The organism is Ruegeria sp. BHSC223 (genome assembly GCF_059613025.1).
Genome location: NZ_JBXWRR010000008.1, coordinates 130,253 through 152,294, shown reverse-complemented (window position 1 = coordinate 152,294; position 22,042 = coordinate 130,253). Strand labels below are relative to the sequence as shown.

The 22,042-nt window shown below is 64.4% G+C and carries 19 protein-coding genes and 2 pseudogenes; 13 read left to right on the top strand and 8 right to left on the bottom strand.

The annotated features are described in order from the left end of the window. Positions 1-41 precede the first annotated feature (41 nt). Positions 42-1,256 carry an MFS transporter gene (locus tag AC2FNY_RS14070; RefSeq protein WP_234162953.1) on the bottom strand — a complete coding sequence of 405 codons (1,215 nt, stop codon included), beginning with the start codon at positions 1,254-1,256 and terminating at the stop codon, positions 42-44. Between the two features lie 196 nt (positions 1,257-1,452). On the opposite strand from AC2FNY_RS14070, the gene AC2FNY_RS14065 reads away from it, so the two are divergent. Further along, entirely contained in the window at positions 1,453-2,916 is a 1,464-nt protein-coding gene (locus AC2FNY_RS14065) for a tyrosinase family protein (RefSeq protein WP_496802848.1), read from the top strand. A 5-nt stretch (positions 2,917-2,921) separates the two neighbouring features. After that, positions 2,922-3,683 (top strand): copper chaperone, encoded by a 762-nt coding sequence (locus AC2FNY_RS14060; protein WP_496802847.1) that lies wholly within the window; start codon positions 2,922-2,924, stop codon positions 3,681-3,683. Positions 3,684-3,855: 172 nt separating this feature from the next. Here the strand turns inward: AC2FNY_RS14060 and AC2FNY_RS14055 are convergent, their stop codons facing one another. Beyond that, a complete protein-coding gene (locus AC2FNY_RS14055; RefSeq protein ID WP_234137883.1) occupies positions 3,856-4,158 on the bottom strand; it encodes a DUF6476 family protein in 303 nt (100 codons plus the stop codon). Here AC2FNY_RS14055 and AC2FNY_RS14050 point away from each other — a divergent pair. Next, a complete protein-coding gene (locus AC2FNY_RS14050; RefSeq protein ID WP_496802846.1) occupies positions 4,157-5,185 on the top strand; it encodes an RluA family pseudouridine synthase in 1,029 nt (342 codons plus the stop codon). The two genes, AC2FNY_RS14055 and AC2FNY_RS14050, sit on opposite strands and share 2 nt — an antisense overlap. Positions 5,186-5,335: 150 nt before the next feature. Next, on the top strand, positions 5,336-6,232 hold the full coding sequence (gene rpoH, locus AC2FNY_RS14045) for an RNA polymerase sigma factor RpoH (RefSeq protein ID WP_234137885.1): 897 nt from the start codon (positions 5,336-5,338) through the stop codon (positions 6,230-6,232). A 132-nt stretch (positions 6,233-6,364) separates the two neighbouring features. Here the strand turns inward: rpoH and AC2FNY_RS14040 are convergent, their stop codons facing one another. Further along, a complete protein-coding gene (locus tag AC2FNY_RS14040) occupies positions 6,365-7,543 on the bottom strand; it encodes a dipeptidase (protein ID WP_496802845.1) in 1,179 nt (392 codons plus the stop codon). A gap of 139 nt (positions 7,544-7,682) precedes the next feature. Between AC2FNY_RS14040 and AC2FNY_RS14035 the strand changes: the two are divergent. Both AC2FNY_RS14035 and AC2FNY_RS14030 read left to right on the top strand, forming a co-directional pair. After that, a pseudogene (locus AC2FNY_RS14035) lies at positions 7,683-7,877 on the top strand (TraR/DksA family transcriptional regulator); the annotation flags it as partial. A 102-nt stretch (positions 7,878-7,979) separates the two neighbouring features. Then, positions 7,980-8,867 (top strand): hypothetical protein, encoded by an 888-nt coding sequence (locus AC2FNY_RS14030; protein ID WP_496802844.1) that lies wholly within the window; start codon positions 7,980-7,982, stop codon positions 8,865-8,867. A 183-nt stretch (positions 8,868-9,050) separates the two neighbouring features. Here the strand turns inward: AC2FNY_RS14030 and AC2FNY_RS14025 are convergent, their stop codons facing one another. The 3 genes from AC2FNY_RS14025 to AC2FNY_RS14015 all read right to left on the bottom strand — a co-directional run bounded on the left by AC2FNY_RS14025 (position 9,051) and on the right by AC2FNY_RS14015 (position 12,259). Continuing rightward, positions 9,051-10,871 carry a M3 family oligoendopeptidase gene (locus AC2FNY_RS14025; RefSeq protein WP_496802843.1) on the bottom strand — a complete coding sequence of 607 codons (1,821 nt, stop codon included), beginning with the start codon at positions 10,869-10,871 and terminating at the stop codon, positions 9,051-9,053. Between the two features lie 135 nt (positions 10,872-11,006). Further along, entirely contained in the window at positions 11,007-11,969 is a 963-nt protein-coding gene (locus AC2FNY_RS14020) for an alpha/beta hydrolase (RefSeq protein WP_496802842.1), read from the bottom strand. Next, positions 11,969-12,259 carry an SCP2 sterol-binding domain-containing protein gene (locus tag AC2FNY_RS14015; protein WP_234137890.1) on the bottom strand — a complete coding sequence of 97 codons (291 nt, stop codon included), beginning with the start codon at positions 12,257-12,259 and terminating at the stop codon, positions 11,969-11,971. The genes AC2FNY_RS14020 and AC2FNY_RS14015 overlap by 1 nt, the downstream gene beginning before the upstream one ends. Positions 12,260-12,338: 79 nt before the next feature. Here AC2FNY_RS14015 and AC2FNY_RS14010 point away from each other — a divergent pair, with 79 nt between their 5' ends. The 6 genes and pseudogenes from AC2FNY_RS14010 to AC2FNY_RS13985 all read left to right on the top strand — a co-directional run bounded on the left by AC2FNY_RS14010 (position 12,339) and on the right by AC2FNY_RS13985 (position 18,257). Further along, entirely contained in the window at positions 12,339-12,908 is a 570-nt protein-coding gene (locus AC2FNY_RS14010) for a tetratricopeptide repeat protein (protein ID WP_234137891.1), read from the top strand. Between the two features lie 33 nt (positions 12,909-12,941). Then, on the top strand, positions 12,942-15,788 hold the full coding sequence (locus AC2FNY_RS14005; RefSeq protein WP_234137892.1) for a helicase-related protein: 2,847 nt from the start codon (positions 12,942-12,944) through the stop codon (positions 15,786-15,788). 6 nt (positions 15,789-15,794) lie between these two features. Continuing rightward, positions 15,795-16,085, top strand: a pseudogene (locus tag AC2FNY_RS14000) (RNA-binding S4 domain-containing protein); the annotation flags it as partial. Positions 16,086-16,232: 147 nt separating this feature from the next. Continuing rightward, on the top strand, positions 16,233-16,571 hold the full coding sequence (fdxA, locus tag AC2FNY_RS13995) for a ferredoxin FdxA (protein WP_234137893.1): 339 nt from the start codon (positions 16,233-16,235) through the stop codon (positions 16,569-16,571). A gap of 288 nt (positions 16,572-16,859) precedes the next feature. Beyond that, positions 16,860-17,369 carry a CarD family transcriptional regulator gene (locus AC2FNY_RS13990; RefSeq protein WP_234137894.1) on the top strand — a complete coding sequence of 170 codons (510 nt, stop codon included), beginning with the start codon at positions 16,860-16,862 and terminating at the stop codon, positions 17,367-17,369. Between the two features lie 114 nt (positions 17,370-17,483). Beyond that, a complete protein-coding gene (locus tag AC2FNY_RS13985; protein ID WP_234137895.1) occupies positions 17,484-18,257 on the top strand; it encodes an ion channel in 774 nt (257 codons plus the stop codon). Between the two features lie 11 nt (positions 18,258-18,268). Here AC2FNY_RS13985 and cobS read toward each other — a convergent pair whose 3' ends face one another. Further along, the gene (gene cobS, locus AC2FNY_RS13980) at positions 18,269-19,033 is read right to left on the bottom strand and encodes an adenosylcobinamide-GDP ribazoletransferase (RefSeq protein ID WP_496802841.1); all 765 of its coding nucleotides are present in this window, start codon (positions 19,031-19,033) and stop codon (positions 18,269-18,271) included. 78 nt (positions 19,034-19,111) lie between these two features. Here cobS and cobT point away from each other — a divergent pair, with 78 nt between their 5' ends. Then, positions 19,112-20,122, top strand: coding sequence for a nicotinate-nucleotide--dimethylbenzimidazole phosphoribosyltransferase (gene cobT, locus AC2FNY_RS13975; protein WP_496802840.1), 1,011 nt, complete (start codon positions 19,112-19,114; stop codon positions 20,120-20,122). 27 nt (positions 20,123-20,149) lie between these two features. On the opposite strand, the gene AC2FNY_RS13970 is transcribed toward cobT, so the two are convergent. Continuing rightward, the gene (locus AC2FNY_RS13970; protein WP_496802839.1) at positions 20,150-22,030 is read right to left on the bottom strand and encodes a monovalent cation:proton antiporter-2 (CPA2) family protein; all 1,881 of its coding nucleotides are present in this window, start codon (positions 22,028-22,030) and stop codon (positions 20,150-20,152) included. Positions 22,031-22,042: the final 12 nt, after the last annotated feature.

Below are 22,042 nucleotides of genomic sequence, written 5' to 3'. Positions count from 1 at the left end.
CGCCGTCGGATACGAGTGCAAATGCCCCTTCTGTTCCGGTTTCAGGCCGGAACCGCCTGACCACGGGGCCGCGAGCGGAGCATGAGCCACAGGATGATCGCGATGTTCAGCCCGTTCCAGATGATGCCGTTGACGAAAGCCAACGTGTAACTGCTGGTGACGTCGTAGATCCAGCCCGACATCCAGCCGCCCAGGGCCATGCCGAGGATGGTCATCATCATCACGAAACCCACGCGTGCGCCCGCCTCGCGCGGGGGCAGATATTCGCGCACCACCAGCGCATAGCTGGGTACGATGCCCCCCTGGGCCAGTCCGAACAGGGTGCTGACCACGTAGAGCGGCACCAGCCCGTCATAGGGCAGGAACAGGAACAATGCCGCGCATTGCAGGACCGAGCCCGCCAGCAGCGTCATCACCCCGCCCAGCCGGTCGGCGACCAGGCCCGAAATCACCCGGCTGACCACACCACCCAAGAGCATCAGCGACAGCATCTCGGCCCCCACCGCCGGGCCGTATCCCAGCCCGACGCAATAGGCGACGATATGGACCTGGGGCATCGACATCGCCACACAACAGCCGATGCCGGCAATGCCCAGCAGGTATTGCAGCGCGCGCGGGCTCAGCCCGGCGCTGCGCGCGTTCAGCTGGGCGGTGGCGGCGGCGGTGCCATGCGCCTCTTCGGGAAGGCGGCGGCGCAGGACCAGCGACAGCGGGATCACCGCGACCAGCGTCACCACGGCAAGCGTCAGATAGACCGCCTGCCAGCCCCGTTCGGCCAGCACATCGGCCAGCAGGGTGGGCCAGACCGCGCCCGACAGGTAGTTGCCGCTGGCCACCAGCGCCACGGCGATGCCGCGCCGGCGCAGGAACCAGTGCGAGATATCGGCGATCAGCGGCCCGAAGCCGACTGCCGTGCCCAGCCCCAGCAACAGATGCGCCGCCGAGAGCCACAGGATCGTGGGCGCCAGCGTGGCCAGCAGATAGCTGAGCGCGCTGAGCAGCGCCGCCCCGATCAGCGCCCAGGTCACGCCCAGCCGGTCCACCAGCCGGCCCAGCCACAGATTGCCCAGCGCAAAGCCGATCATGGTCAGCGTATAGGGCATCGAGGCCTCGGCCCGCCCGGCACCGAACTCGGTCTCGACCGCGGGCATCACCACGATCACCGCCCACATGCCCACATTGGCCACCGTGGCGATGGCCAGGGTGATCAGCAGGCGGAACCAGGAATAGGCGCTGTCGTGAACCGGGTGAGTCATACCGGCACGCTAGGGGCGGTTGCACGCCAAGACCAGTGACAAAATCGGGATCGGTGCGGTCGCAACCGGGCGAAACGCAACAGGTGAGAATCCCGGCAACCTGTGGTAGCATTTCGACATTGATATCGTCCCCGGCTCTATCCCGCCGGAACACCGCACTTTGAATACTCACTTTTCAGCAGACGGAGGCACAGATATGGCCGGAACGCGCAAGGACATCGCCAAACTGAACGGACCCTGGTCCGACGAGATGCTCTGGTACGCCCGCGCGGTGCGCGCATTGCAGGGGCGGGCACCCGCCGACCGCACCAGCTGGTGGTATCTGGCCGCCATTCACGGCATCGACATTCCCGGCTGGGTGCAACAGGGCATCGTGCCTTCGGCCGGCTCGCTGCCGCCGCAGGGCGAGCAGGACCTGATCTTCAACCAGTGCCAGCATGCGGGCTGGTTCTTTCTGCCCTGGCATCGGGGCTATCTGGCCGCGTTCGAGGCCATTCTGGATGCCTGGATATCGGCCCAGCCCGGCGGCCCGCAGGATTGGGCGCTGCCCTATTGGAACTATCTTTCGGACAGCAATCCGAACGGCCGGGCGATTCCGCAGGAATTTCTTGACCCGACCCTGCCAGATGGCAGCGCCAACCCGCTGTCACAGGTGCGCCGCAATGGCATGCAGGTGCTGGGGCCGCGGCCCTGGTTTCCGGGCGATATCAGCCTGTCGGCGCAAACCCGCAGCCTGCCCTTTACCGCCGCGCCGGGGACCGAGGGTTATGGCGGCGCGATCAGCGGTTTTGCCCAGCAGGGCAGCCTGACCGGCGCGGTCGAGGGCGATCCGCATAACCGTGTCCACGTGATGGTGGGCGGGGTGCAACCGGTGGCGGGTTGGATGAGCGACCCGGATTATGCCGCGCTCGACCCGATCTTCTGGATGCATCATTGCAATATCGACCGGTTCTGGGCGGCGTGGATGAGCAACCCGGCCAACCAGCAAGAGGCAAGCGGCGCCTGGTCGAACGGGCCGTTTCCGCGCCAGTTCCTGATGCCGAACCCGGCAGGCGGCGGCGATGTGTTCCTGCCCGGCCAGACCCTGCCCGGTGGCCCGCTGGCCCCCGTTTATGATAGCCTGCATGATGGCACCGGTATTGCCCAGGCGGTGGCCGGTGGCCCGGTGACGGAGGGAGCGATGATCACGTCCAGACAGGCGGGTGGCTCGGCGCTTCTGGGCTCGAACTCTGCGCCGCTGACGGTGGCGGCCACCCCGGCCGCGACCGAGATCGCCATCCCGGCCAGGGCCGCGACCGAGTTTGCCGCGCCGCCGGGCCTGGGGCCCGAGCCGCGTCTTTACCTCAACCTCGAAGGGGTGCGCGGAGCGGCGGCGGCCGGTGTGCTGCAAGTGCATCTGCGGTTGCCGGGCGAGGGCGGCGGGCTGCGGCTGGCCGATACCGTGGCGCTGTTCGGGTTGGGCAAGGCCAGTTCCACCGAGGGCGTGCACGCGGGCAACGGCCTGTCGTTGGCCATCGACATCACTGACCTCGCGCGCGAGATACAGATGGCGGCCCCCGGCGCGCTGGAGCGGCTGTCGGTCGAGTTGAGTCAGCCCGGAGCACCCGAAACAGAGATCACGGTCGAGCGGGTCAGCCTTTACAGGCAGGAAATGGGATGATTCCCGTGCCATTGCGTGCTGTCGCGGCGCATCTGCGGTTGGGGCCGATGCCCTGGCTGCTGGCTCTGGCCGTAACCGCGCTGGGCATGTCGCTCTTGCTGCCCGCCGGGCATGGGCTGGTCGAGCTGTGTGGTCGGCTGTCGCTGGCCCTGCTCGCCGATCCCGCGGCGCGGGCGTTGCTGCTGCCCGCGCCGGGGCTGTTGGCCGGGGGGTGGGTTCTGATGGTGCTGGCGATGATGCCGCCGCTGGTCTCGGCGCCGCTGGCGCATCTGTGGCAGACCACCGCACATGCCGGGCGCTGGGCAGCGGTTGCGCCTTTTGCGTTGGCCTATCTGGCGGTCTGGAGCTTGGCGGGGCTGGTGCTGTTGCCGCTGGCGCTGCTACTGGCCAGCGGCCCGGCGGCCTTGCCACTCTTGCTGGGCGCGGCGCTGATCTGGAGCGCTTCACCCACAGCGCAGGCGGCACGCAACCGCTGTCACCGGATGCGTTGGCTGCCCGCGGGGCGAATCCGTGCGGCCCGCGCCGCGCTGGATTACGGGCTGGCGCATGGCGGCGCCTGCCTGGGCGCGTGCTGGCCATGGATGCTGGTGCCCCTTGCGGTGCAGGGCGGACATGGCGCGGCAATGGTGCTGGTGGCTGTCTTTCTGCTGGTCGAGCGGGCCATGCCAGCGGCACCCGCCCTGTGGAGGGTGCCGCCCGGCATTGTCGCGTTGTACGGTCTTGCGCCGTCTCGACCGCGCCATCTCACCGGTCTGCGCCGGTTTTGACCTGGCCTTTGTGTCGGGCGGGTTCGAAGGGATACCCCCTCCGCCTCGAACCCGTCCGTGAGTGAGTGGTGGATGTCACCTGAGCTTTACACTAGCACAGGCCGCGGCACGTGTCGGCGTGCAGGGGTATAGGCTTTTATACAAAAGTATAGGTATTTCAGGTGACCTGGCGTCAGTTCGTCGTGACCGTCTGGCGCAGCTTGCCGGTGGTCTTGTCAAAGATCAGGATGCGCTCGTCCTCGGTGACCACGGCGAACCAGTTGCTGCCGATGGTGACCGCCACGGCGCGGGCGCCGTCGGGAAGCTCGACCTGATCGGGCAGGGTGGGGGTTCGGTCGCTCAGACGGATGACAATCAGCGCGAATGTCACTAGAACCCCGCCAATCATCACCGCGGTCAATGCCATGACCATGCGCCGCAGCAGTTTCAGTTGCGGGGTTTCCTGCGGTATCTCGGGATCGGAAGGGGCGGTCATGGATAAGGCCAGGCTGGAATTTGTCATCTCGGCGGCACCGCCGCCCCGCCTTGATAAGGCGCTTTCGCGGGATGTGCCAGAGGAGGCGGCGCTGTCGCGCACCCGGTTGGCGCGTCTGATCGCCGAGGGTGCGGTCAGTATCGACGGGCAGGTGGTCACCGACCCCAAGGCGCGCGTCGCCGAGGGCGCGCAGGTGGCGATCACCCTGACCGAAGCCGAGGAAAGCCATATCGCGCCCGAGGCGATCCCGCTGGTGGTGGTCTATGAGGATGACGACCTGATCGTGATCGACAAGCCCGCCGGCATGGTGGTGCACCCGGCGCCGGGCACGCCCTCGGGCACGCTGGTCAATGCGTTGCTGGCCCATTGCGGTGACAACCTGTCGGGGGTGGGTGGGGTGAAACGGCCCGGTATCGTGCACCGGATCGACAAGGACACGAGCGGCCTTCTGGTGGTGGCCAAGAGCGATGCCGCCCATCACGGTCTGGCCGCGCAGTTTGCCGCCCACAGCGCCGAGCGGCATTACACCGCGCTGTGCTACGGGGTGCCCGATGGCAGCGATCCGCGCCTGCGCGGCGTCAAGGGCGCCAGCTTCGAACCGGGCAACATCCTGCGCCTGACCACGCAGCTGACTCGTCACCCGACCGACCGCCAGAGGCAGGCGGTCGTGTTCCATGGCGGTCGCCACGCTGTGACGCGGGCGCGTGTGGTCGAGAGCTTTGGGCAGCCCGCTGCCGTGTCGCTGATCGACTGCTGGCTGGAAACCGGGCGGACCCATCAGATTCGGGTCCATATGGCCCATGCCGGACACGGGCTGCTGGGCGATCCGGTCTATGGCGGGCGGCGCAAACTGTCCCCACGCGCGCTGTCACCCGAAGCGGTCGAGGCCATCGGCGCCTTTCCGCGCCAGGCGCTGCATGCCGCCGTGCTAGGGTTTGAGCACCCGTTGAGTGGTGAAAAATTGAATTTTTCCGCACCTTTGCCGGATGATCTTGAAAGGCTGCTTGAAGTGCTGCGGCGGAGCTGAAACACTTTGCACGGCAAGGTGATGGGCGAGGTCTCACATTTTCTTAATCGAAGCTTAATTTCGGTATCGTAGCCCTTGACCCTTGAATGGGCAAAATAGGCGACCCATATCCTATGTTAAGTCCTTAAACATTTGGGAGGGACATTGATCATGGCGAATTACACCACCCTGCCGGCCCCCACGCCCGAAGGCGGTCTGAACCGCTATATGCAGGAAATCCGCAAGTTCCCGCTGCTGGAGCCGGAAGAGGAATACATGCTGGCCAAGCGCTGGGTCGAGGAACAGGATGCCGAGTCCGCCCACAAGATGGTCACCAGCCATCTGCGTCTGGCCGCCAAGATCGCCATGGGCTATCGCGGCTATGGCCTGCCCCAGGCCGAGGTGATTTCCGAGGCGAACGTAGGCCTGATGCAGGCGGTGAAACGGTTCGACCCCGAAAAGGGGTTCCGCCTGGCGACCTATGCCATGTGGTGGATCCGCGCCGCGATCCAGGAGTATATCCTGCGCTCGTGGTCGCTGGTGAAACTGGGCACCACCAGTGCGCAGAAAAAGCTGTTCTTCAACCTGCGCAAGGCCAAGGCCCGTATCGGCGCACTGGAAGAGGGCGATCTGCGCCCCGAGAACGTCGCCCGCATCGCCCATGACCTGGGTGTGAGCGAGGATGACGTGATCAGCATGAACCGGCGCATGTCCGGCGGCGATGCCTCGCTGAATGCCACCGTCGGATCCGAAGGCGAGGGCACGATGCAATGGCAGGACTGGCTGGAGGACGAAGACGCCGACCAGGCCGCCGATTACGAGGCGCGCGACGAGCTGGAGGCGCGGCGCGAATTGCTGGCCTCGGCGCTGGATGTGCTGAACGAGCGTGAAAAGGACGTGCTGACCCAGCGGCGGCTGATGGACCAGACCGTGACGCTGGAGGATCTGAGCGCGCAATACAATGTCAGCCGCGAACGTATCCGTCAGATCGAGGTGCGCGCCTTTGAAAAGCTGCAAAAGCGCATGCGCGAGCTGGCCCGCGAAAAGGGCATGCTGATCCCGGCCTGACCGGCCTGCGGGTGAGTATTTATGGCGGAATGAAGAGAGGGGCCCGGCGGGGCCCTTCTTGTTGCGCGCATTTCAAAGAAGGCGCGAGATCGCCATGCGCTGCGGCGACCGGGCCCGCGCGCCCGTCAGGAATTACCGCAGCCGGGCGCGCAGGACGCGGACCATGTTGTCGCCCATCACCTTGCGGATCTGATCCTCGCTCACGCCCGCATCCAGAAGGGCGGAGGTGAGCGCGGCCAGTTCCGAGGTGTCAAAGGCGGTTTCCACCGAACCGTCATAGTCGGAGCCCAGCGAGACATGATCGGCGCCCACTGTCTCGATCGCCTTGACGATCATTTTGGCGATACCGGTGGGGGTGATGTCGTCACAGGCGACCTCGGCCCAGTAGCCCATGCCGATCACCCCGCCGGTGGCGGCAATCTCGCGCATCAGCTCGTCGGGATAGTTGCGTTTGACCGGGCAATGGCCGTGCAGCCCGCCATGGCTGACCACCAGCGGCATGTCGGTCATCGCCAGCACGTCGCGCGCCACCTGCTGGCTGGAATGGGCCAGGTCGATCACCACCGGACGGCGGGCCAGTTCGGCCACTACGGCGCGGCCGAATTCGGTCAGGCCGGTATCGGCCTCGCCATGCAGCGAGCCGCCCAGCTCGTTGTCGAAGAAATGTTGCAGCCCATAGACCCGGTGCCCGGCGTCAAAGATCGGGTCGAGATTGGCCAGATCACCCTCGAGCGGATGCGCGCCCTCGATCCCCAGGATGCCGCCCACCACCGCCTCGCCGCGCGCCTTGGCGGCGAGCACTTCTTCCAGATCGGCGGCGGTCTTGATGATCTTGAGGCGGCCACCGGCGGCGGCCTCGACCTTGTGCAGTTTTTCCGCCTGCCAGATCGCCCGTTCGCGCAGGCTGGTCCAGGTGCGCAGCGGCCAGAGTTGGCCCACCGCCAGCAGGGTGATGTTGTCGAACGCCTCGGCCGAGTTGCTGTCATAGTTCTGCCCGGCGGGCGATTTGGTAACTGCGGTAAACACTTGTAGCGCCACGTTGCCCTCGATCAGGCGAGGAACATCGACCTGGCCGCGGGTGCCGCGCTGGCTCAGATCGCGGCTCCAGAGCAGCGGATCGGCATGCCAGTCGCCCACGATCAGGTTCCTGTGCAGGGCGGCGGCGCGGTCGCTCACCGGATAGGGGGCATGGTCGATCACGTTGTTGGACGTGTCCTCGACATATGCAGGCAGAAAGCCGAAGAACACGACCGCCCCGGCAATCGCCGCCAGCACCAGCAGTCGCACCGCCCATTTCAGAACCTTCCGCATGATCAACTCTCCCTGATGCGATCTGGCGCCAGCCTAAGCGTCGAATATGTCAGGGCAAAGACTGACCCTGCGTCTAGCCGGGCAGAGTTGCATCGTCACGTGGCCGCGCTAGGATGATGGTCCCAAGGGAGGAGCGATCATGGCCGGAGGCTGGGCCCGCGTCGGCGCGGTGAGCGAACAGATCGAGGCGTCGATTTCCGACGAGCTGGCGCGGCTGAAGGCGCGCAAGACGCCGGTGGGCGAAAGCCTGACCCATTGCGCCGAATGCGAGGAGGAAATCCCCGAACCGCGCCGAAAGGCGATCCCGGGGGTGAAACTATGCCTCGACTGCCAATGAATCTGGACGGATAAAAGCACAATTTCCAAAAGTGCTTGATCCGAAGACCTACTGGGACGACACTTCCATCTACGACAGCCTGATCGGAGAAGGTTAGCAATGAGAAGACTACTAGAGAATATTTTATTTTTTATTGTTCTGACATTTTCTTGCATCGGCATTGCTTCGACACCAGCGATTTCCGCAGACTACAAAGATTGGCCAAGCAACATTAAGCCGAGCGAAGATCGGGATGTATTGTTCAGTGGTGACGGCATTGAGATAACAAATTCGCCAGAAAGCTGCAAAGGCGGACGCATATGGAGTCGGCAATATATTCTAGTCGTGACAGAGGCTCCGCTACCGAAGGAAATCGTGACATCAAAACATTTGCTCTTTGGCCCTGTAAACGAAGCATGGGTCAAATCGAGAACAATGTGCGGATGGTTCGGTCAGCCGATTAGGTCTCCGGAGTCACCTGAATACGCCATCGCATTTTTCGCACCTTCGGGAAATGGGTACACCAGGTATGCCGGCGGAAATTTTTACGTGGATACTCAGCAAATCAGTCGCAAGCTGAAGTTGATGGAGTACAAAGAGCAGGCGGCGGCCGCCGATCAGGACGTGATTATCTCCAATATCTTAAAGTCAATTAATGAATCTGGAAAAAGACAATTCGCCATCAGGGGCGTTACAGAGCATTTGAGAAAACAATCCGCAGCGATGCTAGAAGCTTGGTGTGCGACTCTTCCCAGAGAAATTCAGCTTAGGGTTGGGCAATACATCGTTCCAAAATTTGAAATCGACAAGTGTGTGATGAGGGGGAAGCACTATCCACTTTATTTCTTTCACTGGAGCGCAGAAACTTTTGTCGAATCGTGCGATTCTAAACTTGAGTCATGTGCGTATACTTTCTCGATAGTTTGTAACGGCGACGAAAAGGGTGGGGGCCGTTCTGAGTATTGTCAGGCCCCACCACCTCTGCGGCAAACGATAGCGCTACGATGATTGAGGTGGCGCTCGGAATCGGTCGCTCTTGTCACCGGATGATAAGCCACCCACAATCAAGCTATTGATGGGGACAAAACCCCTCACCAAAACCTTTGCGGTTTTGGCAGGGCTTTGTCTTGCGGGCTTCGTCTGTTCTGAGCCGCACCACAGGCATCTTCTCCCTGTGGCGCGGGCTGGGCATCAGCCCTCCATCGCTTCCAGCTCGTCGATCATGTCCGAGATCATGCTCAGGCCCTTGTCCCAGAATTTTGGGTCGCTGGCATCCAGGCCAAAGGGCGCCAGAAGCTCTTTGTGGTGCTTGGAACCGCCCGCCTTCAGCATGTCGAAATACTTTTCTTCGAACCCTTCGGCGCCCTCGGCGTAGACCGAGTAGAGCGCGTTCACCAGCCCGTCGCCGAATGCATAGGCATAGACGTAAAAGGGCGAGTGCACGAAATGCGGGATATAGGCCCAGAAGCTTTCATAGCCTTCCATGAAGTCGAATGCAGGCCCAAGGCTTTCGCCCTGCACGCTCATCCACAACGCGCCGATATCCTCGGGCGTGAGTTCCCCCTGACGGCGGGCGGCGTGCAGCTTGCATTCAAAGTCATAAAACGCGATCTGGCGCACCACCGTGTTGATCATGTCCTCGACCTTGCCCGCCAGCAGCACCTTGCGCTGTTCCTGGGTCTCGGCCTTTTCCAGCATCTTGCGGAAGGTCAGCATCTCGCCAAACACGCTTGCGGTCTCGGCGAGCGTCAGCGGGGTCGAGGAGAGCATTTCGCCCTGACCGGCGGCCAGCACCTGATGCACGCCATGACCCAGCTCATGCGCCAGCGTCATCACATCGCGCGGCTTGCCCAGATAGTTGAGCATCACATAGGGGTGCACCTCGGTCACGGTGGGATGGGCAAAGGCACCCGGCGCCTTGCCGGGTTTCACGCCCGCGTCGATCCACCCCTTGGAGAAGAAGGGCGCGGCGATCTCGCCCATGCGCGGGTCAAAGGCGTCATAGGCCTCCATCACCATGCGCTCGGCCTGGGCCCAGGGGATGGTGCGGGTGTCTTCCATCGGCAGCGGCGCGTTGCGGTCCCAGACCTGCATGCGGTCCAGCCCCAACCATTTGCGTTTCAACTCGTAATAGCGGTGGCTCAGCTTGGGATAGGCGGCAACCACCGCCTCGCGCAGGGCCTCGACCACCTCGGGTTCGACGTCGTTGGACAGATGACGGCCGGTCTGGGCGCTGGGCATCTTGCGCCAGCGGTCGATCACTTCCTTTTCCTTGGCGGCGGTGTTGTGGACGCGGGCGAAGGTCTTGATGTTCTCGCCAAAGACGCGCGCCAGTTCGTGGGCGGCGGCCTCGCGCTTGCTCCGGTCCTGTTCGGTCAGCAGGTTCAGCGTGCCCTCGATGTTCAGCTCTTCGCCGTCGATGTCAAAGGTGAGCCCGGCGATGGTCTCGTCGAACAGCCGCTCCCAGGCGTCGCCCACCACGCCCAGATCGTGCAGGAAGCGTTCCAGTTCATCGCTCAGCTGATAGGGTTTCATTGCACGGATGCGGCGGAACACGGGCGCATAGCGGGCCAATTCTTCGTTTTCTGGAAAGCGGGCGGCCAGAGCGTCATCCTCGATCCGGTTCAGTTCCAGGGTGAAGAAGACCAGCGGCGTGGTGAAATTGGTGATCTTTTCCTGGCAGTCGGACATGAACTTGGCCCGGCCCCCATCGATGGTCAGCTGGTAATAGCGCAGGCCCGCAAAGGACATGATGCGGCCCGCGATGGCGCTGATCTTCTCGTTGCGCTGCACGCAGGTCAGCAGGGCGCCCGCATCCAGATCGGCCAGCTTACCCTCGTAATCGGCGGCGAATGCGGCGCATTCGGTTTCCAGCCAGTCGAGGTCGCGCTTCAGCTCCGGCGCGTCCTCGCCGGTATAAAGATCGCTCAGGTCCCATTCGGGCAGATTGCCGAGATCCTTGGAACCGGAACCGGCATTGGCGTCGCGAAGGGGAAAGGGCAGGTGAAACATGTGGGCCTCGTCTTTGCTTGTTGCCCCACACTTAAGGAGCGCAGCCGCCCACCGCAACCGGCAAGACCGCGAGTGTGCGCTTGCGGCAGGCGGCGAGAAAATTCGACGAATTTTCTCGGGCTTGCCAGCGCGCGGTCAGGCGCTGCGTTGCAACCGGTCCGGTGCCGAGAACAGGGCGGCCATCCGGTCATAGACCGGGTCGCGCACTTCTGGGGCCTCCATCAGCACCTCGTGTTCACCGTCCGGGATCTCGACCAGTTCGCCACGCGGCCAGCGCGCCATGCGGGCGCGCACCGCCTTGCGGTCGACGATCTGCTCGTGGGAGCCCAGGAAGGTCAGGCAGGGCAGGTCGGGCGAGGGGCGGTTCTCCAGTGCGCGGCATTCCGCTAGCGCCTCGCGCAGCCAGATATTGGTGGGAGCGCCAAGCGCCAGTTCCGGGTGCGCGGCCAGCTGATCGCGCATCATCTCGTACATCGCCGGGTCGCGGGTCAGCGCATTGCCCTGGAATTCCTGCGCCTGCACATAGGGCTCCAACGTGGTGGTGGCGGGATGCTTGTGCCCCATGCCGATGGCCGGGGCCAGATTGGCGGTTATCCAGCTCAGCGGCTTCATCACCGGGGTAAAGAAAATGCCCCACATCGGCCCGGTAAAGGCGCAGGCTGCGACCGGCAGCCCCTCCATCACCGCGCGCAGCCCGATGGCGCCGCCCATGGAATGGCCGACCATGAACCAGGGCTTCGGCAGTTCCAGTGTGGTGGCCAGTTCCACCGCCGCCGCCACGTCGCGCTGGAAGTCGGTGAAATTCACCACATGCCCCAGGCGGCGGTCCTCCAGCAGCCTGTCGGCCAGACCCTGACCGCGCCAGTCTACGGTCAGCATGGCAAAGCCGCGCGCCACAAAGGCCCGCGCCGCATCGCCGTATTTTTCGATATATTCGGTGCGCCCGGGAAACATCAGCACGGTGCCACGCGCTTCGCCCTCGGGGCGCCAGTGACCGGCGCGGATGCGCAGACCGTCCGAGGTCTGCATCCAATGGGCCGCGCCACCGGCGGGGCCGCCGGCCACATCTTCGAACAAGGGGGCCGGCGTCAGGGTCATCAGGCCAGCACCGAGGCCAGTTTCATCGCGACGCCCATGTCGCCGTCGATGGTCAGCTTGCCGGACATGAACGCGCCGGTGGGATTCAGTTCACCCGACAGGATCTGCTGAAAGGTATCGGCATCCGCCGACAGGGTCACATCGGCCTCTTCGTCGCTGACCCGGGCGCCCGACCCATCCAGCACGATCGCGCCCATATCGGCGATGGCAAATTTGGCTGTGGAATCGAAACCGGCGCCAGACAGCTTTTCGTTCAGCTCGGCTGCGGCCTGTTCAAGAGTGTCGCTCATTGTGTTCCTCGGTCTTTGTTTGGGGCGTGACGCAGCCCTCGTGGACAACGCCGTTTAGCGCGCTAAAGTAAGGTCTGTTATGATCGCATTGCCTGTAAAGCTCAAAGATATCGTTGCGGCACTCTGGCTGATATCCGCCATTTCCGGGGGGGTGTCGGCGCAGGAGGTCGAGCCGAATGACGAAGCCGTCCTGCTGGAGGAACTGGTCGGGGCCGATCCCGTGCGCGCGCGCCAGATCGACCGCGAATTGCAGGCGCTTTGGGCACAATCGGGCTCTGCCTCGGCCGATTTCCTGCTCAAGCGCGGACGCGACGCGCTCGAGGCGCAGGATATCCCCGCCGCCATCGAACATCTGACGGCTTTGACCGATCATGCGCCCGATTTCGCCGAGGGGTGGCATGCACGCGCTTCGGCCTATTTCGCCGCCGACCTCTATGGCGCCGCCGTGGCCGATCTGGAGCGCGCGCTTGCGCTCAACCCGAACCAGTATGATGCGATCTTTGGGCTTGGGTTGATCTTCGAGGCGCTTGAGCGGCCTGAAACGGCCTATGCCGTCTATACCCGGGCGCTGGCTATACATCCGCATCACGAGGAAGTAACCAGTGCCGTGACTCGACTGAAATCCCGGATCGAGGGCCAGGCGCTCTGACGCGCCGCACCGGGCCGGGCAGGGGGCAGACAGGTGAGCGGATCAACGCGGATCGTGGCCGTCCTCGGCCCGACCAACACAGGCAAGACGCATTACGCGATCGAACGGATGCTGGGCCATCGTACGGGGGTGATCGGCCTGCCGCTGCGCCTGCTTGCGCGCGAGGTCTATGACAAGATCGTGGCGCTGCGCGGCCCCTCGGTGGTGGCGCTGGTCACCGGCGAAGAGCGAATCGTGCCGCCGCGCACCCAGTATTGGGTTTGCACGGTCGAGGCGATGCCCGAGGGGCTGGGCGCCGATTGCGTTGCCGTGGATGAAATCCAGCTCTGCGCCGATCCCGAACGCGGCCATGTCTTTACTGACCGCTTGCTCAGGGCGCGCGGGCTGCACGAAACGCTGTTTCTGGGCTCCGACACCATGCGCGGACCCATCGCGGCGCTGGTGCCCGAGGCGCAGTTCGTCCGCCGCGAGCGGATGAGCCAGCTGGTCTATACCGGCTCGAAAAAGATCACCCGGATGCCACCGCGCAGCGCCATCGTCGGGTTTTCTGTCGAAAACGTCTATGCCATCGCCGAGCTGATCCGCCGCCAAAAAGGGGGTGCTGCCGTGGTGATGGGGGCGCTGTCCCCGCGCACCCGCAACGCGCAGGTGGATCTCTATCAGAATGGCGAGGTCGATTACCTGGTCGCCACCGATGCCATCGGCATGGGGTTGAACCTGGATATTGACCACGTGGCCTTTTCCGCGCTCAGCAAGTTCGACGGCCGCCGCATGCGCCCGCTGGCGCCCAACGAGTTGGGCCAGATCGCGGGCCGGGCCGGGCGTGGCATGGCCAGCGGTACCTTTGGTGTGACCGGCGAGGCGCGGCCGCTTGACGAGGGCATGGCGCAGGCGATCATGGAGCACCGCTTCACCCCGCTCAAGAAACTGAACTGGCGCAACAGCGCGTTGCGCTTCAACTCGGTGGATGCGCTGATTTCCGCGCTGGAAGAGGCGCCAAGCGGCGAACACCTGCTCAAGGCGCGCGAGGCCGACGACCTGATGGCGCTGAAATCGCTGGCGGGCGAGGCCGAGGTCATTGCCCGCGCCAGCGATGGCGCTTCGGTCCGGCTGCTCTGGGATGTCTGCCGTATTCCAGATTTCCGCGGTATCAGCCATGCGGAACATGCTGGCCTCTTGCAGGTCATTTTTGGTCACCTGCACGAGGGCGGGCATATTCCCGACGATTTCATGGCCCGGCAAATCCGTCGCATCGACCGCACCCATGGGGACATAGATACTCTGTCCAAACGGCTGGCATATATCCGCACGTGGACATATGTCGCGCAGCGGAACGGCTGGGTTCGTGACGAAAGCCATTGGCGCGGCGAAACCCGCGCTGTAGAAGACAGGGTGTCGGACGCCCTCCATGAACGTCTGACACAGAGATTTGTGGACCGGCGCACCAGCGTGCTGCTGCGCCGGCTCAAGCAGAAGGAGGCCCTTTTGGCCGAAGTGAACGACAAGGGTGAAGTGACGGTCGAAGGTGAATTCGTCGGCCGTCTCGAGGGATTCCGCTTCATGCCGGACAAGTCCGCGCAGGGGGCCGAGGCAAAGGCGCTGAAATCGGCGTCGTTGCAGGCGCTGGCGCCGCAGTTCCATCTGCGCGCCGACCGGTTCTATAACGCACCCGATACCGAGATCGACTTTACCGAACAGGGTGGTCTGATGTGGGGCGAATATGCGGTGGGCAAGCTCACCGTCGGCGCCGATCCGCTGAAGCCGCAGGTCGAGGTCTTTGTTGACGAGGCCGCAGGCCCCGATGTCGAACAGAAGGTGCAGCGCCGCCTGCAGCATTTCATCGACCGCAAGGTCGCGGCCCTGTTCGAGCCGCTGCTCGCGCTGTCACGCGACGAGGCGCTGAGCGGGCTGGCGCGTGGCTTTGCCTTCCGCATGGTCGAGAATTTCGGCATCCTGCCGCGCGCCGATGTGGCGCAAGAGGTCAAGGATCTGGATCAGGAAGCGCGTGGCGCCCTGCGCAAGCATGGCATCCGCTTTGGCCAGTTCACCATCTTCATGCCGCTCCTGCTGAAACCGGCGCCGACCCGTTTGCGGCTGGTGCTGTGGTCGCTGGCCCGGGGCCTGTCGGAATTCCCCGAGGCGCCGCCGCCGGGGCTGGTGACGGTGCCTTCGGTCAAGGATGCCGAGCCGGGCGTCGATACGATGTGCGGCTATCGCATCTCGGGCGAGCGGGCGATCCGCATCGACATGCTGGAACGTCTGGCCGACATGCTGCGCGCCAAGGACAGCCGCGCCGGGTTCGAGGCGACGGCGGACATGCTGTCGATCACCGGCATGACGCTGGAGCAGTTTGCCGACCTGATGCAGGGGCTGGGCTACAAGGCCGAGCGCGGCGAACGTGCCAAGGTGAAACCGGCGCCTGTCGAGGCCGCTGCCGAAGGAGCGGCCGCCCCGGCAGAGGGGACCGTAGCCGAGGCCGCCCCGGCACCCGAGGTCGCCGAGGCAGAGGCAGTGCCAGTGGAGCCGGTCGAAGCCCCCGCAGAGACCCCCGCAGAGGCCGCCGACGCGGAGCCCGAGCTTGAGGTCTTTTTCACCTTCACCTGGGCCCGTGCCGCCCGCCAGCAGCAGGGCCGTGGCCCGCGCCGCGAGGGCCGGGGCCAGCCGGGGCAGGGCGAAGGCCGCGCCAAGGACCGCCCGCGCGGTGGCAAGCCGCAAGAGGGCGGACGCCGCCGCGATGGCAAGCCCCAGGGCGGCAAGGGTGGCAAACCCGGCCAGCAAGGCGCCAAGACCTATTCCTCGCGCCCGCCGAAGAAGGAAAAGGCGATCGACCCCGACAACCCCTTTGCCGCCGCGCTGATGGGGCTGAAAGAGGGCAACTGAGCGGACATGACAGAGGCGCCGACCCGGCTGCGCATCGACAAATGGCTCTGGCACGCGCGTTTCTTCAAAACGCGCGGGCTGGCAGCCGAGGCGGCCGGATCAGGGCGTATCCGTGTCAATGGCAATCGCGTCTCGAAACCGGCGCATGCGGTGGGGCCGGGGGATGTGCTGACCTTTGGCCAGGGCCGTCAGGTCCGGGTGATCCGGGTCGAGGCGCTGGGGACACGGCGTGGTCCGGCGCCCGAGGCGCAAACGCTGTATACCGATCTGGATGCGGAGCGGAACGATGCTCCTCCCGCCGAAGCCTGACCGGAACGCTGTCGCGCCTCACCCGCCTGCGGCGGGATGCCCGGCCTTTCCGGACACCGCCAGGGGCGATCCTCCCTTGAAGAACACGCCACTCTGATTTAGCTAGTCGGGCAACGAACCAGTGGAATTCAACTCATGACCTATGTCGTCACCGAAAACTGCATCGCCTGTAAATACACCGACTGTGTCGAGGTATGTCCGGTGGACTGTTTCTACGAGGGCGAGAACACGCTGGTCATCCATCCCGACGAATGCATCGACTGTGGCGTGTGCGAACCCGAATGCCCCGCTGATGCGATCCGCCCCGATACCGAGCCGGGGATGGAGCAATGGGTCGAGTTCAACCGCAAGTATTCCGAAATGTGGCCGGTCATCGTGACCAAGAAGGACCCGCTGCCCGACGCTGAAGAGCGTGACGGCGAGTCCGGCAAGATGGAGAAGTATTTCTCCGAGGCGCCCGGCGAGGGCGGCTGAAACGATATAACGATTCGCGCGCGGACCCGGGTCCTTGGCGGGGCGGATCGGTTCAAGACCCTGATCAGAAAGGGTGAATGGGTCGTTGTGACGTCTCGCCCTTTAAGGGGGCGTAATTTTATGGTATATTCTCTTTACATGATGCCAATGATCGGGATGAGCACCAAAAGCTGGCTCGCTTTTGGGCAGCAGCATTTGTGATGAAATTCAACGACTCGCGGGAGCCATCGTTCCCGAGCGTCTAATTTTGTTGCGGCGACCCCGGTCAGCAACCAAGGAAAGACCTGAATGACCAAGTCGAAAAAGCTCGAGTTCCGCCCAAACGATTACGTGGTCTATCCGGCGCATGGCGTCGGACAGATACTCTCGATCGAAGAGCAGGAAGTCGCCGGGTTCAAGCTCGAGCTGTTCGTGATCTCCTTTGAAAAGGACAAGATGACCCTGCGGGTGCCGACCAACAAGGCCACCGAATCCGGTCTGCGTTCGCTCAGCTCTCCGGATGTGATCAACCAGGCGATGAAGACGCTCAAGGGCAAGGCCAAGGTCAAGCGCGCCATGTGGTCGCGCCGGGCGCAGGAATACGAGCAAAAGATCAACTCGGGCGACCTGATCTCGATCGCCGAGGTGGTCCGTGACCTGCATCGAACCGATGATCAGCGCGAGCAGTCCTATTCCGAACGTCAGCTCTACGAGGCGGCGCTTGAGCGTCTGACGCGTGAAGTTGCTGCCGTGTCGGGCGCCGATGAGATGGCCGCCGCCAAGCAGGTCGACGATGTGCTGACCTCGCGCGCGGCCTGACGCCGGATGCGACATTTTGCGGGCCGTCCCCTTGGGGCGGCCCGTTTTTTTGCGCGGCATTCCCGGGCGTAGGGTACTAGTCTGACAACAGATCGGTCAGGACAGAGAGGGCAGATGCATACTGTCAAGGCAGCAGTCCGCAAACTCTATGTCGGGCGGGAACCGGGGTCGGTTCGGTTTCGCTATGGGCTGATCCTGTTCGACCTGTCGACCATCCTCTTTTTTATCGCGACCGCGCATCTGCCGCATGGCCGGCTGTTGACCGCGCTGAGCGTGGTGATCGGGCTCGTCATCCTGTGCGACTTCAGCGCGCGATTGTGGATTGCCAGGCAACGGCGCGAGTTTCTGACCCGTATCTATACCATTGCCGATATCATCGTGATCCTGTCGCTGCTGCTGGATCCGTTCCTGACCCAGAGCCTCGCCTTTCTGCGCATCCTGCGCGGGCTGCGGCTGATCCACTCCTATCATCTGCTGCACGACCTCAGGCGTGACAGTCAATTCTTCCGCACCCATGAGGATGCCATTGTGGCGGCGGTCAATCTCTTGGTCTTCATCTTTCTGACCACGATGGCGGTGCTGGTTTTCTTCATCCCGCCGGGCAGCCGCGAGACCCCCTATATCGACGCGCTCTATTTCACCATGGCGACGCTGACCACAACCGGGTTCGGCGACATCACCCTGCCGACCCCGGCGGGCAAGCTGTTTTCGGTCTTTGTCATGGTGGTGGGCGTGGCGCTGTTCGTGCGTCTGGCGCAGGCGATCTTTTCCCCGCAGAAGGTGCGCTATCGCTGTCCGGATTGCGGCCTGTTCCGGCATGACCCGGATGCGGTGCATTGCAAGCATTGCGGCGGTTTGCTGAATATCGAGACGGGTGGGGCCGGGTAGGGCGGGGATGTCTAAAGCGCGGCTGACAGCGCCAGCAGGCAAGTGATCTCGGCCAGTTGCTGCGCCGCGCCCAGAATGTCGCCGGTCTGGCCGCCGATCTTGGCCCGGGCAAGTACGGCAAGACCCGTCACCGCCAGCGCCGCCAGCAGCGCCGGGATCAGCACCGTCCAGCCGGCCAGCAAGAGCGTCAGCGCCGCCGCCAGCCCAAGGCCGAGCACCACCGCGTGCGGGGCCGGGCGCCCCACCGACTGGCTGAGGCCCGCGCCGCGCGCATTGGGCAGGACCCGCATCAGCACCGGCATCAGCGCCCGCGACCAGACCGCCGCCGCCACGGCCGCACCAAACGCACCGCCCGCGACCAGTGCCGCCAGCGCCGCCAGTCGCAACCCCTGTGAAAGGATCAGCGCCAGCACGCCATAGGTGCCGATATGGCTGTCCTTCATGATCTCCAGCCGCCGCTCTGGTGTGAAGCCGCCCCAGAGCCCGTCGGCGGTATCGGCCAACCCGTCCTCGTGCATGGCGCCGGTGGTCATCACCAGCACCACCAGCATCAGCCCGGCCACAGCGACCGGCGCCAGCCCGGCGGCAAGTGCCAGCGCGCCGGTGACCCAGGCCAGCTCTCCAACCACCAGCCCCGCCAGCGGAAAGGCCCAGACGGCCGCGGCCTGCCGGGCAAAGGCGGGTTCGGGCAGGGCGGGCAGCGGCAGGCGGGTCAGCAACACCAGCGCCAGCAAAGGATCCCGGGGTGAAATGGCCGCAATGTCGTTTTTGCGCATCTCTCCGCCTTTCAAGGTCTTGTCGTGTCGGGTGCATTGGTTAAACACGGGCGGACCCAAGATGCAAAGAGGCTTTCCATGCTGCTAGCGCTTACCGATCTCGCCCAGTTCCGCGGCCTGCTGGCCTCGGCGCCCGGTCCCGATACCGCCGCTCGCACTGGCGCCGAAGAGCGCAATGGTCAATTGACCAAACCGCCCGGTGCGCTGGGGCGGCTCGAGGATCTGGCGATCTGGTATGCGGGCTGGCGCGGCGATGCCCGGCCCCGGATCGAGGCGCCGCAGGTGATCGTCTTTGCCGGCAATCACGGGGTGACGGCACAGGGCGTTTCGGCATTTCCGGCCGAGGTGACGGTGCAGATGGTGATGAATTTCGAACATGGCGGCGCCGCCATCAACCAGTTGGCGCGTGCCGCCGGGGCGCGCATGGATGTGCACGCGCTGGAACTGGACCGTCCGACACAGGATTTCACCCAAGGCCCGGCAATGACCGGGGACGAATTGCTGACCGCGCTGCAAACCGGCTGGGCCGCCGTCGATCCGGCGGCGGATCTGCTGGTGGTGGGCGAGATGGGCATCGGCAACACCACCCCGGCGGCGGCCATCGCGCACGCGCTGTTCGGGGGCGCGGCGGGCGACTGGACCGGGCGCGGTACCGGGGTTGACGACGCCGGGCTGGCCAACAAGACGCGCGTCGTGGCCGAGGGCGTCGCCCTGCACACCAGCCGCGACGGGCTCGAGGTATTGCGTTGCCTGGGCGGGCGCGAGATCGCCGCCATGGCGGGTGCAATTGCCGCCGCGCGTCAGCTGCGCATCCCGGTGATCCTGGACGGGTTCATCTGCACGGCGGCGGCAGCGACGCTTGCGGCGGTTGCGGCAGACGCGCTGGATCATACCGTTGCCGGTCACCAGAGCGCCGAGGGTGCGCATAAGGCGCTTTTGAAGAAGCTGGGCAAGGAAGCACTTCTTTCGCTCGGCCTGCGTCTGGGCGAGGGCTCGGGCGGGGCGTTGGCGATCAATATCCTGAAAAGCGCGGTGGCTTGCCATTCCGGCATGGCCACCTTTGCCGAGGCCGGCGTTTCCGACGGCTGAACGCCGCTCTTCCGGCCCTTGCGTGAATCAGGCAGAGCGTCGCTCTGCCAGTTCCTCGCTCAACTCCATCAGCGCTGTCTCAAGGTCCTTTTGCAGCGCCTGCGAGCGCTCCACATAGTCTGTGTTCTCGGCGGTGGGTATGTTCGGGTCCCAGACCTCTGCCAGATCACGCACCGCCTTACGGTCATGCTGATAAAAGGTCTGCGCTGCCTGTGCCGCCTCGTATTCGCTGAGGCCGACATTCTCCAGCACATAGCGCCCGGCGCGGACCGAGCTGTCGAACATCTCGCGCACGATGTCGTCGGCCCCGGCGCGGTAAAGCTCATAGACATGGTTGCGGTCGCGCGCGCGGGCGATGATATGCAGGTCTGGGCGCTGGCGCCGGGCATAGGCCACCAGTTTCGTCACCTGATTGTCATCATCCAGCGCCGCCACCAGCACCTGCGCCTTGGCCAGTCCCGCCGCCTTGAGCAACTCGGGCCGGGTCGGGTCGCCCAAGAACCCCTTGACGCCAAAGCGCCGCATCAGCTGGATCGTCTCCATGTCGTGGTCCAGCACGATGGTCTTGAACCCGCTGGCGGTGACCAGACGGTTGACGATCTGGCCGAACCGACCGATGCCCGCGATGATCACCGGCCCCTGTTCGTCGATCGTGTCGGGCGCATGGGTCGGGGCATGCTCGCGCATGTTGCGTGACAACAGGTCGTAAAGGATGAACAGAAGCGGCGTGATCATCATGGTCAGTGCGATGATCATCAGCAGTTTCTGTGACAGATGCGCCGGGATCACGTTCTGCTGGGTGGAAAAGGCCAGCAGGACAAAGCCGAATTCGCCCGCCTGCGCCAGCCCCAGCGTGAACAGCCAGCGGTCGCGGCCCTTGAGCCTGAACGCGCGCCCGACAATATAGAGGATCACGCCCTTGAACAGGATCACCAGCAGCGCCAGCCCGATCAGATCCAGTGGATCGGCAAGGAAGAAACCCACATCGATCCCGGCGCCCACGGTGATGAAGAACAGGCCCAGCAGCAGCCCCTTGAACGGCTCCAGATCGCTTTCCATCTCGTGCCGGAATTCCGAGTTGGCCAGCACCACGCCGGCCAGAAAGGCGCCAAGCGCGGGCGACAGGCCCACCAGCGTCATCAGGAACGAAATACCCACCACGATCATCAGCGCCAGCGCGGTATACATCTCGCGCAGGCGGCTGGCATGGATGAAGCGGAACAGGGGCCGGGTCAGGTAGATGCCCGCCAGCACCACGAAGACGACGGCGCCGATGGTGACCAGTGTCACCGCCCAGCCGGGCAGCCCCTCGACCAGCGACAGGCTGGCCTCGTGCCCCGCGCCCGATTGATGCGCGCGGTTGATCGATCCGTCGCCTGCGAAATGCGCCACCGGCGCGCTGGCCAACAGCGGCAGAAAGGCCAGGATCGGGATCACCGCGATATCCTGCGTCAACAGGACCGAGAAGGTCGCCCGCCCTCCATTGGTCTGCATCAGCCCCTTTTCCGACAGCGTCTGCAACACGATCGCGGTCGAACTGAGCGACAGCGTCAGGCCGACGGCCAGTGCCACGCTCCAGGGTTGGCCCGCCACCATCGCGATCACCATGATCGCCAGCGTCGAGACCCCCACCTGCAACCCGCCCAGGCCCAGCAGCTTGTCGCGCATGTCCCAGAGCGCGCGCGGCTCCAGCTCCAGCCCGATCAGGAACAGCATCATGACAACGCCGAATTCGGCCACATGTTGCAGATCGGCGGTTTCGGCGCCGACCAGCCCCAGAACCGGCCCGATGATCAGCCCCGCCGCCAGATAGCCCAGAACCGAGCCGAGGCCCAGACGGGCCGCCAACGGCACGGCGATGACGGCCGCCGCCAGGTAGATCGTCGCCTGATACAGAAAGCTTTCCATCTCTCTCCCTTG

Bases quoted from the DNA above. Each gene is read 5' to 3' on its own strand.
- AC2FNY_RS14065 (WP_496802848.1), top strand. From the start codon at position 1,453: ATGGCCGGAACGCGCAAGGACATCGCCAAACTGAACGGACCCTGGTCC.
- AC2FNY_RS14050 (WP_496802846.1), top strand. From the start codon at position 4,157: ATGGATAAGGCCAGGCTGGAATTTGTCATCTCGGCGGCACCGCCGCCC.
- AC2FNY_RS14025 (WP_496802843.1), bottom strand. From the start codon at position 10,871: ATGTTTCACCTGCCCTTTCCCCTTCGCGACGCCAATGCCGGTTCCGGT.
- cobT (WP_496802840.1), top strand. From the start codon at position 19,112: ATGCTGCTAGCGCTTACCGATCTCGCCCAGTTCCGCGGCCTGCTGGCC.
- cobS (WP_496802841.1), bottom strand. From the start codon at position 19,033: ATGCGCAAAAACGACATTGCGGCCATTTCACCCCGGGATCCTTTGCTG.
- AC2FNY_RS14040 (WP_496802845.1), bottom strand. From the start codon at position 7,543: ATGCGGAAGGTTCTGAAATGGGCGGTGCGACTGCTGGTGCTGGCGGCG.
- AC2FNY_RS13990 (WP_234137894.1), top strand. From the start codon at position 16,860: ATGACCAAGTCGAAAAAGCTCGAGTTCCGCCCAAACGATTACGTGGTC.
- AC2FNY_RS14010 (WP_234137891.1), top strand. From the start codon at position 12,339: ATGATCGCATTGCCTGTAAAGCTCAAAGATATCGTTGCGGCACTCTGG.
- AC2FNY_RS14070 (WP_234162953.1), bottom strand. From the start codon at position 1,256: ATGACTCACCCGGTTCACGACAGCGCCTATTCCTGGTTCCGCCTGCTG.
- AC2FNY_RS13985 (WP_234137895.1), top strand. From the start codon at position 17,484: ATGCATACTGTCAAGGCAGCAGTCCGCAAACTCTATGTCGGGCGGGAA.
- AC2FNY_RS14055 (WP_234137883.1), bottom strand. From the start codon at position 4,158: ATGACCGCCCCTTCCGATCCCGAGATACCGCAGGAAACCCCGCAACTG.
- AC2FNY_RS14015 (WP_234137890.1), bottom strand. From the start codon at position 12,259: ATGAGCGACACTCTTGAACAGGCCGCAGCCGAGCTGAACGAAAAGCTG.
- fdxA (WP_234137893.1), top strand. From the start codon at position 16,233: ATGACCTATGTCGTCACCGAAAACTGCATCGCCTGTAAATACACCGAC.
- AC2FNY_RS14020 (WP_496802842.1), bottom strand. From the start codon at position 11,969: ATGACCCTGACGCCGGCCCCCTTGTTCGAAGATGTGGCCGGCGGCCCC.
- AC2FNY_RS14030 (WP_496802844.1), top strand. From the start codon at position 7,980: ATGAGAAGACTACTAGAGAATATTTTATTTTTTATTGTTCTGACATTT.
- AC2FNY_RS13970 (WP_496802839.1), bottom strand. From the start codon at position 22,030: ATGGAAAGCTTTCTGTATCAGGCGACGATCTACCTGGCGGCGGCCGTC.
- rpoH (WP_234137885.1), top strand. From the start codon at position 5,336: ATGGCGAATTACACCACCCTGCCGGCCCCCACGCCCGAAGGCGGTCTG.